Source organism: Campylobacter sp. BCW_6877 (assembly GCF_001762445.1).
GTDB classification, from domain to species: domain Bacteria; phylum Campylobacterota; class Campylobacteria; order Campylobacterales; family Campylobacteraceae; genus Campylobacter_D; species Campylobacter_D jejuni.
Genome location: NZ_MJWW01000031.1, coordinates 129,859 through 145,630, shown reverse-complemented (window position 1 = coordinate 145,630; position 15,772 = coordinate 129,859). Strand labels below are relative to the sequence as shown.

Sequence of the window (15,772 nt, the reverse complement as noted above, 5' to 3'; positions counted from 1 at the left end):
CTAGCTGAGAGAACTCAAAAGTCTTTATCTGAAATAGAAGCTAATACTAATTTACTTGTTCAATCTATCAATGATATGGCAGAAAGTATTAAAGAACAAACTGCAGGTATTACTCAAATCAATGATAGCGTAGCACAAATTGATCAAACTACTAAAGATAATGTTGAAATTGCTAATGAATCAGCTATTATTTCTAGTACAGTAAGTGATATAGCTAATAACATCTTAGAAGATGTTAAGAAGAAGAGGTTTTAATCTTAGATAACTAGCTAAAAAGCTAGTTATCTATATAAAATAATATATGTTTAATTCTTTAAGATGTAATGAAATGTGTGATATAGAGAAATTCTAATTGTCAATATTAAGTATTTTCTAAATCAAATACATTTTAGAGTGTGATAAAATTCAGGGTTATTAAAACTTGGAGGAAAAGGAACACTGGCTCTAAATTCTTTATAAGTATTACCTGGAAGTTTGTCTATAATTTCTATAGTGTAAGAAACACTTGTATTTTGCATTTTGGCATTGCGAATATTTTTATCATTGAAAATTTCTCCCCCTACTTTTTTTTGATTTAATATGCTAAGTATCAAATAGCATTTTCTGATTTCAAATTTAGTAAGATTTTGAACCTTTCCGCTAACGATAACACTTTCATGTCTTAGATCTCTTGTGTAGGTTAGTTTGCTAAGATCGGCTTGAGTGGTGAATTGATTGATTGTTAGAAAAATAGAATATATTAAAAGTGCGGTAAAAATAGTAGCTATGGTGTAAGAAATCAAAGCCATTTCTTTCTGTTTGACTTTTATAAAGATTAAAATACAAATCAAGGCAAAGCAAATAAGTAAAATGATAAAAGCTATAATATGAAAAATTGTAAAATGCATTAAAAACACTCCGAAATTAAGCGTATAGTATAGTTATTTTCATAGTTAAAATTTTCAAAGGCAATTCTTTGAAATTGGGTTGCATTTTTCTTTAGATCTTTAATTTCTCTACTTTTTTGTCTAAAAGGGATAAATTTCTTTTTATATTCTTCTATGATATTATCATTAGGTATTTTATCCGCAAAAATTTTAGCTGTAATTTTACATTCTTTAAAATTATTTTTTGAATTATTTGTAATGTTAAAATCAACAATTAAATCATTTGAGCTTTGTATTATTTTTTGATCTGTAATAGCGGTTTTTCGAGTTCTTACTTCATTGTCTATTAGTTTATACCCATAGATATAAATTAAAAAACAAATAATAATATCAAATGCAATAATAAAAAGTGCTACTATAGGTCTATGGCGTAAAAATACACAAAGAAGTAAAACACAAGTGAAGAGAAAAAAAACTAATAAAATCAGCATATAATCCACTAAATATAAATGAGTAGTGTAAAAAAGCACGATTTCTCTTAGTTTTTCCACTTGCGTATCCTTTTAGTTCATGTTGGCGGAACTTTGCTTTTTAGCATCTTTGGTATCAACCCAAATGTTTGGTACTGCTCCACCTGGAGTTAAGAAAATTTTAGCATCTTGATTGACTTTTAAAGCTTCATTAAATTCTTTTTGAGTTTCAATTTGCTTTAAATTTAGTAAAGGAGTGTTTAAGCTGTTTGCGATTTCTTTATTAGAATAAGCTTGTGCATCTGCTTCTATTTTAACAGCCATAGCTTTACCTTTAGCACTGATTATGGTTGCGTTTGCTTCCCCTTCAGCTAAGGCGGCTTTTTTTAAGGCTTCTTGATTAGCTCTTTCTACTTCATACTTAGTTCTTTCAGCTTCTTGTTTTGCAATTTGTACGCGTTCGATTTGCTCTTTTACTTTTGAAGGTAAAATAATTTCTCTAAGTTGTACAGCACGAAGTTCTACAGGTTCATTTGGTTGAGCTTCTATAGTTTTTCTTATGCCTTCTTCTATTTGAGCGGCTATTGTATTACGATTAGTAGGAAGTTCCTCGGCTGTATATTTTCCTACAACACTTCGCACTACATCACGAACAACTGGATCGATAATTTTATTTTCCCAATTTAAGCTCCAAGTAGCTATGGTTTGAGGAACTTGCAAAGGATTTAAACGGTATTGCACTGTAACATCAATAGATACAGGCAATCCACGAGAGTCAAGTACAGAAATACTATTTTTATTAATAACACCTGAACCTGAAGATAAATTTTCATTACTTCCCTCTATAGAAGCATAGTTGATTTGTCTTACTCTAGTATCGATTATGGTTATTTTTTGTACAAAAGGCAAGAAAAAGTGAAGTCCTGGTTCTAATGGATTTGGGTCATATTTACCTGTTGTTGATTTAATCCCCATTTCTCCAGAATTTATTACCATAAAAGGTTTTGCAACGATTAAAAATAAGATAATAATAATCACCCCATAAATAAGCGGAGAAAATTTTCCAAAACCTTTAAAATTAAATTCTGGTGCTTTGAAATTGAAATTTTGACGGTTGTTTCCGTTATTATTAGAATTTCCATTTTTTTTATTGAAATAATCATTCAAATCAGCTGGCATTTATTTCCTTTTTTAAATATAAGTTAGCATAGATGCGTATTTTTGATTGCGTCCATAAACTACATCAAAATAAGCATCTTGAAGTTTTTTAGTTACAGATCCTCTTAAACCATTTCCTATTATTCTTGCATCAATATTGTTAATAGGTGTGATTTCAGCGGCTGTTCCGGTAAAAAATGCTTCATCAGCAGTATAAACTTCATCTCTTGAAATTCTTTGGCGAAGCACAGTGACACCAAGATCATGAGCGATTTTAAGCACTGTATCTTGAGTAATGCTTTTTAAAGAAAAATCATTTGGAGGTGTGATTAAAACCCCATCTTTTACAATAAAGAAACATTCTCCTGTTCCTTCTGCGATAAAACCTTCTTCATCAAGCATTAAAGCTTCTTCATAGCCTGCTTCAATAGCTTCAAATTTTGCAATTTGAGAGTTAAGATAATTCGCACTTGCTTTAGCTTTTCCCATGCATGATTTAACACTATTTCTTGCAAAAGACGAAATTTTTACTTTTATACCTTTTTCTAAACCTTCTTCTCCAAGGTAAGCACCCCATTCCCAAGCTGCAATCCCAACTCTTACAGGAGCTTTTATATGATAAAGTCCCATAACTCCATCGCCTAAGAAAATCAAAGGGCGGATATAGACATTGCTTTTAAAATTATTTGCTTTTAATAGTTCAATTTGTGCATTTTCAAGCTCTTTTTGAGAAAAAGGACAATTTAAAAGAGTAATTTTTGCAGACTCTAAAAGTCTTTTGGTGTGATCTTCAAGTCTGAAAATTGCTAAGCCTTTATCTGTTTTATAGGCTCTAGTTCCTTCAAAAACAGCATTGCCATAATGTAAAGAATGGGTTAAAAAGTGTAAAGTTGCATCTTTAAAATCAACTAATTTTCCATCCATCCAAATTTTATCTGCTGAGATCATTTTTTACCTTTTATAGTTGTTTATTTCTTAAAAAATATTATTTTAAGAATAAATTAGGATTTTATCAAAAATATACTAACAATAAGCTTTTATTAAATTCAGGTTTTTTGTTAAAAAAAATATTAGGTATTTTTTGAAATAATTATAAAAAATTATCATTAAAAAGGAGAAATATGCCATTAGTAAATATTAAATTAGCAAAGCCGTCTTTAAGCAAGGAACAAAAAGCGGAGCTTATAGCTGATATTACCAAACTTTTAAGCACGAAATATAATAAAAGTAAAGAAAGAGTTGTGGTGGTTTTAGAAGATGTAGAAAGTTATGACATAGGCTTTGGCGGAGAAAGTGTAGAAGCTATCAAAGCAAAGGCAAACAAATGAGTTTAAATATAGGAGATAAAGCGCCTCAGTTTGAGCTTTTAAATCAAGATGGGGTAAAAATAGCATTAAAAGATTTTATTGGTAAAAAGGTGATTTTGTATTTTTATCCAAAAGATAATACTCCAGGTTGTACTACAGAAGCTTGTGATTTTAGTTTAAATTATGATAAATTTGGTGATAAAAATGCAGTGATTATCGGTATCAGTCCTGATAGCGTGGCAAGTCATGAAAAATTTATCTCTAAATTTGATTTAAAGCATATTTTACTTAGTGATAGCGAAAAAGAAATTGCTAAAGCTTATGGAGCTTGGGGGATTAAGAAAAATTACGGAAAAGAATACGAAGGTCTTATCCGATCTACTTTTGTTATCGATGAAACAGGTAAGATTGCTCAAATTTATAGTAATGTTCGTGTAAAAGATCATGCTTTAAAAGTACTTGAAAGTCTTTAATGCTAGTGCATATTTGTTGTAGTGTGGATAGTCATTATTTTATTGAAGAACTTAGAAAGACTTATCCTGATGAAAAAATCATAGGGTATTTTTATGATCCAAATATTCATCCTTTAAGCGAATACGAACTAAGATTTTTAGATGTAAAAAGATCTTGTGATAAACTTGGTATTAAGTTATATAAGGGCGAGTATGAGTATGAAAAATGGCTTAATGCTGTGCGTGGTTATGAAAATGAGCCTGAAAAAGGTGCAAGGTGTGAAATTTGTTTTGATGTAAGAATGGGATCTAGTGTTAAATTTGCTGCTAAAATAGGAGAAAAAAAGCTTACTACTACGCTTTTAACCAGCCCTAAAAAAGATTTAGAACAGTTAAAAAATGCTTTACAAAAAGAATGTGAGTCTTATGGGGTAGAGTTTTTAGCTCCTGATTTTCGTAAAAATGGCGGCACTCAAAGGCAGTTTGCTTTAGCAAAAAAAGAAATGCTTTATCATCAAAACTATTGTGGTTGTATTTATGGGCTTAAAAAACAAAAACAAGATAAGAATTTCATTGATGAGTTAATGTCTCCTGTAAATAAGCAAATTTTACCTGCAAGTATAGAAGCAAGAATAGCTCTTTATAAAAAAATAGTTTTATGGGAAAAAAAAGGTATAAAATTTGAAATTTTAAGAGAGAAATTTTTAAATTATCGTCTTTTAAATGCTTTAATAAAATTAGATAAAAAGCCTGTTAAATCTCATATTTTATTTTATTCGCATTTTAAAAACGCTTATACAAGATTTTCTTTGGATGAGGAAAATTTAAAACAAAATTTAAAAGAAGGCTTTTATAGAAGCACTAAAGATGAAATGGTTTTTGTTGAATTTTGGCGTTTTAATGCATTTTTTAAAAACAAATGGAAAAATTTTGAAGATTTTTTAAAAAGACCTTTGAGTGTGCAAGCAGAAACTAAATGGCGTAATAAATTGTTTGGAACTTATAATCTTAGCCCTATTATCATCCTTGAAAATATTTTACCTTCAAGATATGAAGTGATAGCAAAAAGTGAAATTTATCATGATAATCAAGAGGTGCTTGTAGAAATTTAAGAAATTTATTAAGAAAAACTTTTTTTGTTAATGTAATTTTTAATGATTTTTTTATATAATAAAATTTTTAATTGTTTTCAAGGTTAATTTAATAATGATAGATGTAATGCAAATTCAAGAAATCTTACCACACCGTTATCCTTTTTTACTAGTAGATAAAATTACAGAATTAAAAGTTAAAGAAGTGGTTCGAGGATATAAAAACATCAGTATAAGTGACCATGTTTTTATGGGACATTTTCCAGGGCATCCTATTTATCCTGGAGTTTTGATTTTAGAAGGTATGGCTCAAACAGGCGGAGTTTTAGCTTTTGAAAGTATGGAAGATAAAGTGGATCCAAAAAGTAAAGTAGTTTATTTCACAGGCATAGATGGAGCAAAATTTAGAAATCCTGTGCGTCCTGGAGATAGGCTTGATTATGAAATGAGCGTGGTTAAAAATCGTGGTAATATGTGGATTTTTAAAGGGCAAGCTTTTGTAGATGGAAATTTAGTTGCAGAGGCTGAGCTTAAAGCTATGATAGTGGATAAATAATGAAAAAAATTCATCCAAGTGCGGTGATTGAAGAGGGTGCACAACTTGGTGACGATGTTGTAATAGAAGCTTATGCTTATGTAGGTAAAGATACTAAAATAGGTAATGATGTTGTCATCAAACAAGGTGCTCGAATTCTTTCAGATACAACTATAGGTGATCATTCTCGTGTATTTTCTTATGCTATAGTAGGCGATATTCCTCAGGATATATCTTATAAAGAAGAGCAAAAAAGCGGTGTTGTTATAGGAAAAAATGCAACTATTAGAGAATTTGCAACGATAAATTCAGGTACAGCTAAAGGAGATGGTTTTACTCGTATAGGCGATAATGCTTTTATTATGGCTTACTGTCATATTGCTCATGATTGTTTTTTGGGTAATAATATTATTTTAGCTAATAATGCAACTTTAGCAGGACATGTAGAGCTTGGAGATTTTACGGTTGTAGGCGGGCTTACACCTATTCATCAATTTGTCAAAGTAGGTGAGGGTTGTATGATAGCAGGAGCTAGTGCACTCTCTCAGGATATAGTACCGTTTTGTTTAGCAGAAGGAAATCGTGCAAGTATTAGAAGTTTAAATTTAGTAGGTATTCGTCGTCGTTTTGATAAAGATGAAGTAGATAGACTTAGCAGAGCTTTTAAAACTTTATTTAGACAAGGAGATTTAAAAGAAAATGCTAAAAATTTGCTTGAAAATCAAGAAAGTGAAAATGTTAAAAAAATGTGCCATTTTATATTAGAAACAAAGCGCGGAATTCCTGTCTATAGGGGTAAAAATAATGCCTAGAAAATGTAGTTTTTGCAATGAAGTGGAGAATCCACAAAGAAGAATTTTAGCAAATGAAAATGATGATGCTTTTATTTGTGAATATTGCGTTGAAGGTGCTTATAGTATTATTTATGGAGAAGAAAAAGAATTTAAAGAACCTAAACAAAGCCATAATACAGAATTTAAAGATATCACTCCAAAAGAATTAAAAGCTTATCTAGATCGTTATGTCATAGGACAAGATAGAGCTAAAAAAGTTTTTAGTGTTGGAGTATACAATCATTATAAAAGACTTTTTAAAGCCGAACTTCAAGATGATGATACAGAGCTTTTTAAGTCAAATATTTTACTTGTTGGGCCAACAGGAAGTGGAAAAACTTTATTGGCGCAAACTTTAGCTAAATTTTTAGATGTACCTATAGCAATTTGTGATGCAACTTCTTTAACTGAAGCAGGATATGTAGGTGAGGATGTGGAAAATATTTTAACACGTCTTTTGCAAGCTGCAGATGGAGATGTGCAAAGAGCTCAAAAAGGTATAGTTTTTATTGATGAGATTGATAAAATTGCTAGAATGAGTGAAAATCGTTCTATTACTCGTGATGTAAGTGGAGAGGGTGTGCAACAAGCTTTACTTAAGATTATCGAAGGAAGTTTGGTAAATATTCCACCAAAAGGGGGAAGAAAACATCCAAATCAAGAGTTTATACAAATTGACACTTCAAATATTTTATTTGTTTGTGGTGGAGCTTTTGATGGTTTGGAAACTATCTTAAAAAGAAAACTTGGCGATAAAGTTGTGGGCTTTTTTGATGATGCAAAAGAAGAAAATAAAGCTTTGCTTGAGAAAATCGAACCTGATGATTTGGTGCATTTTGGTTTGATTCCTGAGCTTATAGGTCGTTTGCATGTGATTGCATCTTTAAATGAGCTTAATGAAGAGGATATGGTAAGAATTTTAACTGAGCCTAAAAATGCCATTATTAAACAATATCAAAAGCTTTTTGCTATTGATGGGGTAAATTTAAAATTTGAAGAAGATGCTCTAAGAGCTATCGCGCAACTTGCATTGGAGAGAAAAACAGGGGCTAGGGGACTTAGAAGTATTATAGAAGAAATGATGGTAGATTTAATGTTTGAGTTACCAGAGTATAAAAATTATGATATTGTAATAACTAAAGAAGTTGTTAAAGACAATGCAAAAGCATTATTAATAAAAAGAAAAATAAGTTAAAAGGATAGAAATGATATTAGATCAACTTATAGGATTTTTTTCTAGTGATATGGGGATTGATTTAGGAACAGCTAATACGCTAGTTTTGATAAAAGATAAGGGTATAGTGATAAATGAGCCTTCTGTTGTGGCAGTTGAAAGAGAAAGGTATGGTTCCAAAGCAAAAATTTTAGCCGTAGGTAAAGAAGCTAAAGATATGGTGGGAAAAACTCCAGGCAATATCGAAGCTATTCGTCCTATGAAAGATGGCGTGATTGCAGATTTTGATATGACTGAAAAAATGATCCGCTATTTTATAGAAAAAACACACCGTAGAAAAAGTTTTTTACGCCCTAGAATTATCATTTCTGTTCCTTATGGTTTAACTCAAGTAGAAAGAAAAGCGGTAAGAGAAAGTGCTTTAAGCGCAGGTGCAAGAGAGGTATTTTTGATTGAAGAGCCTATGGCAGCAGCTATTGGTGCAAGTTTACCTATACAAGAGCCTAAAGGAAATTTGGTAGTAGATATAGGGGGCGGAACTACTGAAATTGGAGTGATTTCTTTGGGTGGACTTGTGATTTCAAAGTCTATTCGTACGGCTGGAGATAAGCTTGATATGAGTATAGTTAATTATGTAAAAGAAAAATACAATCTTATCATAGGTGAAAGAACGGGCGAAGAGATCAAAATCACTATAGGTTCAGCAATACAACTTCCAAAAGAACTTTCTATGGTGGTAAAAGGACGCGATCAAGTAAGTGGACTTTTAAGTCGTATTGAACTTACAAGTGAAGATGTAAGAGAAGCAATGCGTGAGTATTTAAAAGAAATTGCTGATGCTTTAAAAATGGTTCTTGAAATGATGCCGCCTGATTTAGCAAGTGATATAGTAGAAAATGGTGTAGTTTTAACAGGTGGCGGAGCATTGATTCGTGGTCTTGATAAATATTTAAGTGAAATTGTACGTTTGCCAGTTTATATCGCAGATGAACCGCTTTTAGCTGTAGCAAAAGGAACAGGTAAAGCTTTAGAGGAAATTTCATTATTGCAACAATTAACCAATGAAGAATAAGATTTTTTATGTTCTTGTCTTAGCCTTTTTGGTTTTTATATCTTTTTATTATGGAAGACTTATCAAGCAAAATGTTCTCCGTGTTAATGACTTTGTTATAGGTAATTTTTATAATATTAAAGATTATTTGAAAGAAAAAATTTCAGAACATTTTAATCAAGCAAATCAAATTCAGCAATTAAAAGCTAGAAATAAAGAATTAGAAGACATTGCCGTAAAGGTAACTAGTTTTGCAAATCAATTAAATCGTATTTTAGAGGATCAAAATTCTACAAAATATTTACCTCAAGTTTCTTTAACTAGAGTTATTTCTTATGTTCAATTGAATGATTATAAAAAATTATGGCTAGATTGGAGCAAAATTCCCGTTGGTAAAAATCGTGGTTTAATATATCAAGGATATACTGCAGGTATAGCTATTAATAAAGATGGCAGAACAATGGCTCTTCTGCAAGGTGATGATCAGTGTGTTTTTTCTGTTTATATAGGAAAATCCAAAGCTCCAGGTTTAATTCAAGGTGAAAATGGCAAGGTTGTGGTTAAATTTATTCCAAAGTGGGCGAAAATTAATGTCGGAGATGAAATCTTAACAAGCGGACTTGATAATATTTTCTTTTCGGATGTCCCTGTTGGGATTGTGAATAGAGTTGATGATGAAGATATGTATCAAAGTGTAGAAGTAAAGCCTTATGTTAAGATCAGTATTCCTGCTTATTTATATGTAGTAGATAATTTATAAGTCAAGGGTTAGACTTTTTAAAAATTTTCTATATTTTTGCTAATTATTATAACTTTGTTTAATGCTAAAAATTTTGTTAAATTATCAAATAAATTTTTATAATCGAATGAGAATTTTATAAAAAATCTTAAATTTCTTTATGTATTATTTCCTAGATTAAAAGCAGGGTGTTTATTTTTTAAAATTATATCGATAATTTCAAAGTTTATAAAACTAATTTTTGTTATAATCAGCTCAAATTTATGCTCTTAGGAAAATTTATGCCAAAACGAACAGATATTAAAAGTATTTTACTTATAGGAAGTGGTCCTATTGTGATAGGACAAGCTTGTGAATTTGATTATTCTGGAACTCAAGCCGCAAAGACTTTAAAAGAATTAGGATATCGTGTAGTATTAATTAACTCAAATCCTGCAACTATCATGACAGATCCTGAATTTGCAGATGCAACTTATATAGAACCCATAACAAAAGAAAGTATTTTAAGTATTATTAAAAAAGAAAAAATTGATGCAATTTTGCCAACTATGGGTGGACAAGTAGCGTTAAATGTTGCTATGGAAGTTTATGAAAGCGGACTTTTAGGAGATGTAAAATTTTTAGGCGCAAATCCTGAGGCGATTAAAAAAGGCGAAGATCGTCAAGTCTTTAAAGAATGTATGAAAAAAATCGGCATGGATTTGCCAAAATCGATGTATGCGTATAATTATGATGAAGCTTTAAAAGCCGTAGATGAAATCGGCTTTCCTTTGATGATCCGTGCTTCTTATACTTTAGGAGGTGCTGGAAGTGGTGTGGTTTATAATATGGACGAATTTAAAGAACTCGCTAATACTGCTTTAGCTTTATCGCCTATCCATGAAATTTTGATTGAAGAAAGTTTGTTAGGTTGGAAAGAATATGAAATGGAAGTTATACGCGATAGAGCGGATAATTGTATCATAGTTTGTAGTATAGAAAATATCGATCCTATGGGAGTTCATACAGGAGATAGTATTACAATAGCTCCAGCATTAACTTTGACGGATAAAGAATATCAAGTTATGCGTAATGCTTCTTTTGCTATTTTGCGTGAAATTGGCGTAGATACAGGCGGAAGTAATGTACAATTTGCTATCAACCCAAAAAATGGAAGAATGATAGTTATAGAAATGAATCCAAGGGTTTCAAGATCAAGTGCTTTAGCTTCTAAGGCAACGGGTTATCCTATAGCAAAGGTTGCGACACTTTTGGCAGTAGGCTTTAGTTTAGATGAGATTAAAAATGACATTACAGGAACTCCTGCATCTTTCGAGCCTGTGATTGATTACATTGTGACAAAAATTCCTCGCTTTACTTTTGAAAAATTTCCAGGAGCAAATACAACTTTAGGTACAGCTATGAAAAGTGTGGGTGAGGTAATGGCTATAGGACGCACTTTTAAAGAAAGTATACAAAAAGCACTTTGTTCTCTTGAGCGTTCTTTGAGTGGTTTTGATAGAGTAAAATTTGAAGATAGAAATGATCTTGTTTTTAAAATTCGCAATGCCAATGAAAAGCGTTTACTTTATGTTGCTCAAGCTTTTAGGGAAGGTTTTAGCGTAGAAGAACTTTATGAGCTTTGTAAAATAGATCCTTGGTTTTTAACACAGATTAAAGAAATTGTAGATTTTGAAGAGCAAATTGATATGGATATTTTAAACAATAAAGCTCTTTTGAGAAAAGCAAAAACTATGGGCTTTTCAGATAAAATGATAGCTTTGCTTGTAAATTTGAAAGATAATTTAGAATTAAGCCAAAATGATATTTATTATGCGAGAATGAAGCAAAAAATCATTGCAGAATTTAGTGAAGTGGATACTTGTGCGGGTGAATTTGAAGCTTTAACTCCTTATCTTTATTCAAGTATTAATGTAAGCGAACTCACTCAAAGTAAAAACGATGCTAAGGATAAAAAAGAAAAAAAAGTGATGATTATAGGTGGGGGGCCAAATCGCATAGGACAAGGTATAGAATTTGACTATGCTTGCGTACATGCTTCTTTTGCGCTTAAAGATATGGGTATTAAAACCATTATGTATAATTGTAATCCTGAAACCGTTTCGACTGACTATGATACAAGTGATATTTTGTATTTCGAGCCTATTGATTTCGAACATTTAAGAGTGGTGATTGAGCGTGAAAAACCTGATGGAGTGATTGTGCATTTTGGTGGACAAACTCCTTTGAAATTTGCTAAGCGTTTGAGTGCTTTTGGAGCTAAGATTATAGGTACTAGCGCAAGAGTAGTTGATATGGCAGAAGATAGAAAGAAATTTGCCGAATTTATTACAAAACTAGGTATCAATCAGCCAAAAAATTCTACCGCAACAAGTGTAGAAGAAGCGGTTCTTAAGGCTAGTGATATAGGGTATCCTGTGCTTGTAAGACCAAGTTATGTTTTAGGTGGGCGTGCGATGCGTGTGGTAAATGATGAGGCTGAACTTAGACTCTATATGCAAGAAGCTGTAGATGTGAGCGATAAAAGTCCTGTTTTGATTGATCAGTTTTTAGACAATGCTACAGAAATTGATGTTGATGCGATTTGTGATGGTAAAGATGTTTATGTGGCAGGAATTATGGAGCACATAGAAGAAGCGGGAATTCATTCAGGTGATAGTGCTTGTTCTTTACCACCTTGTAATATCGATGAAAAAATGCAAGAATTTATTGCACAAAAAACCGCAGATATTGCTTTAAATTTAGGAGTTGTAGGGCTTTTAAATATACAATTTGCTTTACATCATAATGAGCTTTATATGATAGAAGTAAATCCTAGAGCTAGTCGTACTGTGCCTTTTGTTAGTAAAGCTACGGGTATTCCTTTAGCAAAAGTGGCAACGCGTGTGATGTGGCAAGGAAATTTAAAAGAAGCTTTAAAATTTTATGATACTTTCAAAGTGGTTAATTTTGATACTAAAATTTTACGCCCTAAAACTCCAAAATATATGAGCGTGAAAGAAGCAGTATTTCCATTTGCAAAACTTAGTGGAAGTGATTTAGAATTAGGTCCTGAAATGCGTTCAACGGGTGAAGTTATGGGTATAAGCAAGGATTTTGCAAATTCTTACGCAAAAAGTCAAATCGCATCGTTTAATCATCTGCCAGAGCAAGGCGTGGTATTTATCTCCTTAAAAGATAAGGATAAAAAATATACCAAAAAAATCGCTGCAGAATATGTAAAGCTTGGCTTTAAGCTTATGGCAACAGGGGGAACTTGTAAGGAAATTTTAGAAAGTGGTTTTGAGTGCGAACTTGTACATAAAATTTCAGAAGGACGCCCCAATGTTGAAGATAAATTGAAAAATGGAGAAATTCACTTAGTTATCAATACAAGTGATAATCACAGTTTTAAAGGTGATACGAAAAAAATTCGTGAAAATATTATTCGTTTTAAAATACCTTATTTTACAAATTTACGATCAGCTTTAGCAGGTGCAAAATCGATTAAAGCTATACAGAGTAAATCTTGCCTAGATGTAAAGAGTTTGCAAGAGTGGCTTAAATTTTGATTTATTTAGCTCAAACAGATACTACGGTAGGATTTTTAAGTAAAAATTTAGAAGAGATTAATGCTTTAAAAGGTAGAGGTAAAAATCAACCTTGCTTAATCACTTCTGCGAAATTTTGCGAGTTGAAAAGTTTAGCAAGAATTCCAAAATCTTTTAAAAATTTAGTACGTCGTTCTAAAAAAACAACTTTTATTTATCCAAATAATCAGGCCATTCGTATTGTGAAAGAGTGTAAACATGCGAATTTTTTAAGTAAAAATGGCTATTTTTATTCATCTTCGGCAAACAAGCATGGAAAAGAATTTGATGAAGAATGGGCTAGAAGTGTTGCTGATATAATACTTGATGAGAAATTTTTCGAAAATATCCCATCAAAAATATTAAAACTTTCAAAGAATAAAATGATAAAAATACGTTAATTAAAGAGCTTTTAAAATATCTTCAAAAGCAATACAAAATTGCTCTAGGCCATCACTTAATAAATCATTGCAAGCTTTTTCTCGTTCACTTTGAGAAATGATTTGATTAAGTTCTGTATAAATTTCAAAATTCATTAAAGGTTTTTTAAAATCCATTTTTCCTTTAAATACCTCTATTGCATCAAGAGGAGCAGTATTAACAGAATTCTCAAAAAGAAGTTCTTTGATATAATAGTCTTTTGGCAGATCATCTCCTTTAACTCCAGTGCTTGCAAACAAGGTGCGAATATTAGGTTCATTTTTTGAGTAGATATTGTTATAAGCTAAATTTGCATTTAAAATTCCAATACGATTTTGCTCTTTGGCTTTAGGATTTAAAAGTCTATCAAAACGACTTACAAAAATACTTATAACAGCTTGCGGTGTTCTAGTATTTTGTTCTTTTAAGGCTATATTGTTTTTTCTAAATTCGACTAAACCTGCATTTAAAGCTTCAAAACATTTTTGACTTTGTTCAAGAGAAAAAATTAAGGTAGCATTGACGCTAATACCATTTTTCATAAGTTCATACATTACTTCATAAGAAGCTTTTGTAGCTGGAATTTTAATCATTACATTTTCTTTGCTAATAGCACTATAAAGTCTTTTAGCTTCGCCTAAACTAAGAGTCGTGTTATCATGAAGTCTTGGATCTATTTCAATACTTATAAATCCATCGTTTTTTTGATAAAAAAGAGGAGTTAATTTATCAGCTGCTTTTTGAATATCAGAAATTGCTAATTCTTCATAAATATCTTTTGTTTTTTTTCCTTTTAATTTAAGAATTTTATCTTTATAAATTGGAGAATTTAAAATAGCATTTTTAAAAATAGCAGGATTTGAAGTGGCGCCATTAATTCCATGTGATAATAAATTTAAAAATTCATTATCTAAAAAACTATTTTCTATAAAATCACACCAAAGAGAAAAATTTTTCATTATATTACCTTTATTATTTCTTTTAAGTCTTTTATGTCTACGCAAATATCAGCTTGAGAACGTAAAATTTCTTTAGCACAAAATGCAATCTTTAATCCACTTTCGTTAAACATTGCCAAATCATTTGCCCCATCGCCAACACACATCACTTCATCTGTTTTCAAATTTAAAAAGCTTTTTAATCGTTGTAGCATTAAGCCTTTTGAATTTGAAAACATCATTTCCCCACCAACTAGCCCTGTTAAAATGTCATTTTTATGATGCAGATAATTTGCAAAACCGAGGTTAATTCCAAGTTTTTGCATAGCAGGATCTATGCCTTCATGAAAACCACCGCTAAAAATAACAATTTGTATATTTTTAGATTTTAAATATTGGATAAGTTCATGTGCTCCATGCATTAGTGGAAGTGTGCTACCTAATTCTAAAACTTTTTTATAAGATATACCTTTTAAAAGGCTTACTCGTTTTTGAAGACTTTCGAAAAAATCAAGCTCTCCAGCCATGGCATGGCGGGTAATTTCGCTTGTTTGATTACCCTTGCCATGCGCTGTAGCTAAAATATCGATGGTTTCACCATCCATTAAAGTAGCGTCAAAGTCAAAAACACAAAGTTTAATCATTAAAATTCGCGCTTAAGTAAAGCTTCTACTTTGAGTATAGTTAAGATATTTTCATCTCTTTTTCCTATACCATAAATCATACCTTTGTCTTTAACTAAAGTTTCAGGTGGTGGATCGATTCTGTTTCTGTGAATTTTAATTGCTTCAGTTAATCTATCTATAACAAAACCAGCATTTCCTCCAACTCCAGTTCCATTTGTCTCACCTCTTAAAACAATATATCTTGTTTGAGGTGTCATTTTAGAACTTCCTAAATGAAAGCGTTGAGCTAGATCAATGAGTGGCATAACATTACCACGCATATTAAAAACCCCTAGAACATAATCAGGTACACTAGGAACTCTAGTATATTCTATAGGTTTGATGATTTCTTGTATATTAAGAATTGGAATCGCATATTCCTCATCTCCAACTACAAAGCCGACAAGTTGGATGATATCATCTTCTCTTTGATCGACATCAGGACCAGCCATCTGAGTTTGCTGTTTTTGCAAAATTTGCTCTAATTTTTCATTACTCATATTC

18 protein-coding genes are annotated in these 15,772 nt (G+C 31.2%); 11 read left to right on the top strand and 7 right to left on the bottom strand.

Going from position 1 to position 15,772, the window contains the following annotated elements; translation table 11 throughout:
• Positions 1-255, top strand: a 255-nt coding sequence (locus AJ936_RS03075; RefSeq protein WP_032600453.1) for a methyl-accepting chemotaxis protein, incomplete at its 5' end; no start/stop codon positions are given.
• 122 nt (positions 256-377) lie between these two features.
• Here the strand turns inward: AJ936_RS03075 and AJ936_RS03070 are convergent.
• Genes AJ936_RS03070 through ilvE form a run of 4 tightly spaced genes read right to left on the bottom strand, consistent with a single transcriptional unit; the run spans position 378 to position 3,442 of the window.
• Complete coding sequence (locus AJ936_RS03070; protein ID WP_070274044.1) at positions 378-887, bottom strand: DUF2393 family protein; 510 nt, start codon at positions 885-887, stop codon at positions 378-380.
• Complete coding sequence (locus AJ936_RS03065) at positions 887-1,417, bottom strand: DUF2393 domain-containing protein (protein WP_044780357.1); 531 nt, start codon at positions 1,415-1,417, stop codon at positions 887-889. The genes AJ936_RS03070 and AJ936_RS03065 overlap by 1 nt, the downstream gene beginning before the upstream one ends.
• A gap of 12 nt (positions 1,418-1,429) precedes the next feature.
• Positions 1,430-2,515: a prohibitin family protein gene (locus AJ936_RS03060; RefSeq protein ID WP_044780358.1), complete on the bottom strand. Its 1,086-nt coding sequence runs from the start codon at positions 2,513-2,515 to the stop codon at positions 1,430-1,432.
• Between the two features lie 12 nt (positions 2,516-2,527).
• On the bottom strand, positions 2,528-3,442 hold the full coding sequence (ilvE, locus tag AJ936_RS03055) for a branched-chain-amino-acid transaminase (RefSeq protein ID WP_044780359.1): 915 nt from the start codon (positions 3,440-3,442) through the stop codon (positions 2,528-2,530).
• 173 nt (positions 3,443-3,615) lie between these two features.
• On the opposite strand from ilvE, the gene AJ936_RS03050 reads away from it, so the two are divergent.
• From AJ936_RS03050 to AJ936_RS03005, 10 genes are all read left to right on the top strand, one after another.
• On the top strand, positions 3,616-3,822 hold the full coding sequence (locus tag AJ936_RS03050; protein ID WP_044779567.1) for a 4-oxalocrotonate tautomerase family protein: 207 nt from the start codon (positions 3,616-3,618) through the stop codon (positions 3,820-3,822).
• On the top strand, positions 3,819-4,274 hold the full coding sequence (gene bcp, locus AJ936_RS03045) for a thioredoxin-dependent thiol peroxidase (protein WP_044780360.1): 456 nt from the start codon (positions 3,819-3,821) through the stop codon (positions 4,272-4,274). Before AJ936_RS03050 ends, bcp begins: the two co-directional genes overlap by 4 nt.
• Positions 4,274-5,365 (top strand): epoxyqueuosine reductase QueH, encoded by a 1,092-nt coding sequence (locus AJ936_RS03040; RefSeq protein WP_044780361.1) that lies wholly within the window; start codon positions 4,274-4,276, stop codon positions 5,363-5,365. Before bcp ends, AJ936_RS03040 begins: the two co-directional genes overlap by 1 nt.
• A gap of 94 nt (positions 5,366-5,459) precedes the next feature.
• Positions 5,460-5,900, top strand: a complete 441-nt coding sequence (fabZ, locus tag AJ936_RS03035; protein WP_002851782.1) for a 3-hydroxyacyl-ACP dehydratase FabZ — start codon at positions 5,460-5,462, stop codon at positions 5,898-5,900.
• Positions 5,900-6,691, top strand: coding sequence for an acyl-ACP--UDP-N-acetylglucosamine O-acyltransferase (gene lpxA, locus AJ936_RS03030; RefSeq protein WP_044779564.1), 792 nt, complete (start codon positions 5,900-5,902; stop codon positions 6,689-6,691). Before fabZ ends, lpxA begins: the two co-directional genes overlap by 1 nt.
• The gene (clpX, locus tag AJ936_RS03025) at positions 6,684-7,907 is read left to right on the top strand and encodes an ATP-dependent Clp protease ATP-binding subunit ClpX (RefSeq protein ID WP_002860329.1); all 1,224 of its coding nucleotides are present in this window, start codon (positions 6,684-6,686) and stop codon (positions 7,905-7,907) included. The genes lpxA and clpX overlap by 8 nt, the downstream gene beginning before the upstream one ends.
• 10 nt (positions 7,908-7,917) lie before the next feature.
• A complete protein-coding gene (locus tag AJ936_RS03020; protein ID WP_002861059.1) occupies positions 7,918-8,958 on the top strand; it encodes a rod shape-determining protein in 1,041 nt (346 codons plus the stop codon).
• Positions 8,948-9,697 carry a rod shape-determining protein MreC gene (gene mreC, locus AJ936_RS03015; protein ID WP_044779563.1) on the top strand — a complete coding sequence of 250 codons (750 nt, stop codon included), beginning with the start codon at positions 8,948-8,950 and terminating at the stop codon, positions 9,695-9,697. Before AJ936_RS03020 ends, mreC begins: the two co-directional genes overlap by 11 nt.
• A gap of 260 nt (positions 9,698-9,957) precedes the next feature.
• Complete coding sequence (carB, locus tag AJ936_RS03010; protein ID WP_070210113.1) at positions 9,958-13,227, top strand: carbamoyl-phosphate synthase large subunit; 3,270 nt, start codon at positions 9,958-9,960, stop codon at positions 13,225-13,227.
• Complete coding sequence (locus AJ936_RS03005; protein WP_002861062.1) at positions 13,224-13,646, top strand: hypothetical protein; 423 nt, start codon at positions 13,224-13,226, stop codon at positions 13,644-13,646. The genes carB and AJ936_RS03005 overlap by 4 nt, the downstream gene beginning before the upstream one ends.
• Here the strand turns inward: AJ936_RS03005 and AJ936_RS03000 are convergent, their stop codons facing one another.
• The 3 genes from AJ936_RS03000 to AJ936_RS02990 are packed head-to-tail and all read right to left on the bottom strand — an operon-like array spanning position 13,647 to position 15,768.
• Positions 13,647-14,624 (bottom strand): transaldolase, encoded by a 978-nt coding sequence (locus AJ936_RS03000; protein ID WP_070248619.1) that lies wholly within the window; start codon positions 14,622-14,624, stop codon positions 13,647-13,649.
• The gene (serB, locus tag AJ936_RS02995; protein WP_070243322.1) at positions 14,624-15,247 is read right to left on the bottom strand and encodes a phosphoserine phosphatase SerB; all 624 of its coding nucleotides are present in this window, start codon (positions 15,245-15,247) and stop codon (positions 14,624-14,626) included. Before serB ends, AJ936_RS03000 begins: the two co-directional genes overlap by 1 nt.
• On the bottom strand, positions 15,247-15,768 hold the full coding sequence (locus tag AJ936_RS02990; protein WP_002826355.1) for a chemotaxis protein CheW: 522 nt from the start codon (positions 15,766-15,768) through the stop codon (positions 15,247-15,249). Before AJ936_RS02990 ends, serB begins: the two co-directional genes overlap by 1 nt.
• Positions 15,769-15,772 lie beyond the last annotated feature (4 nt).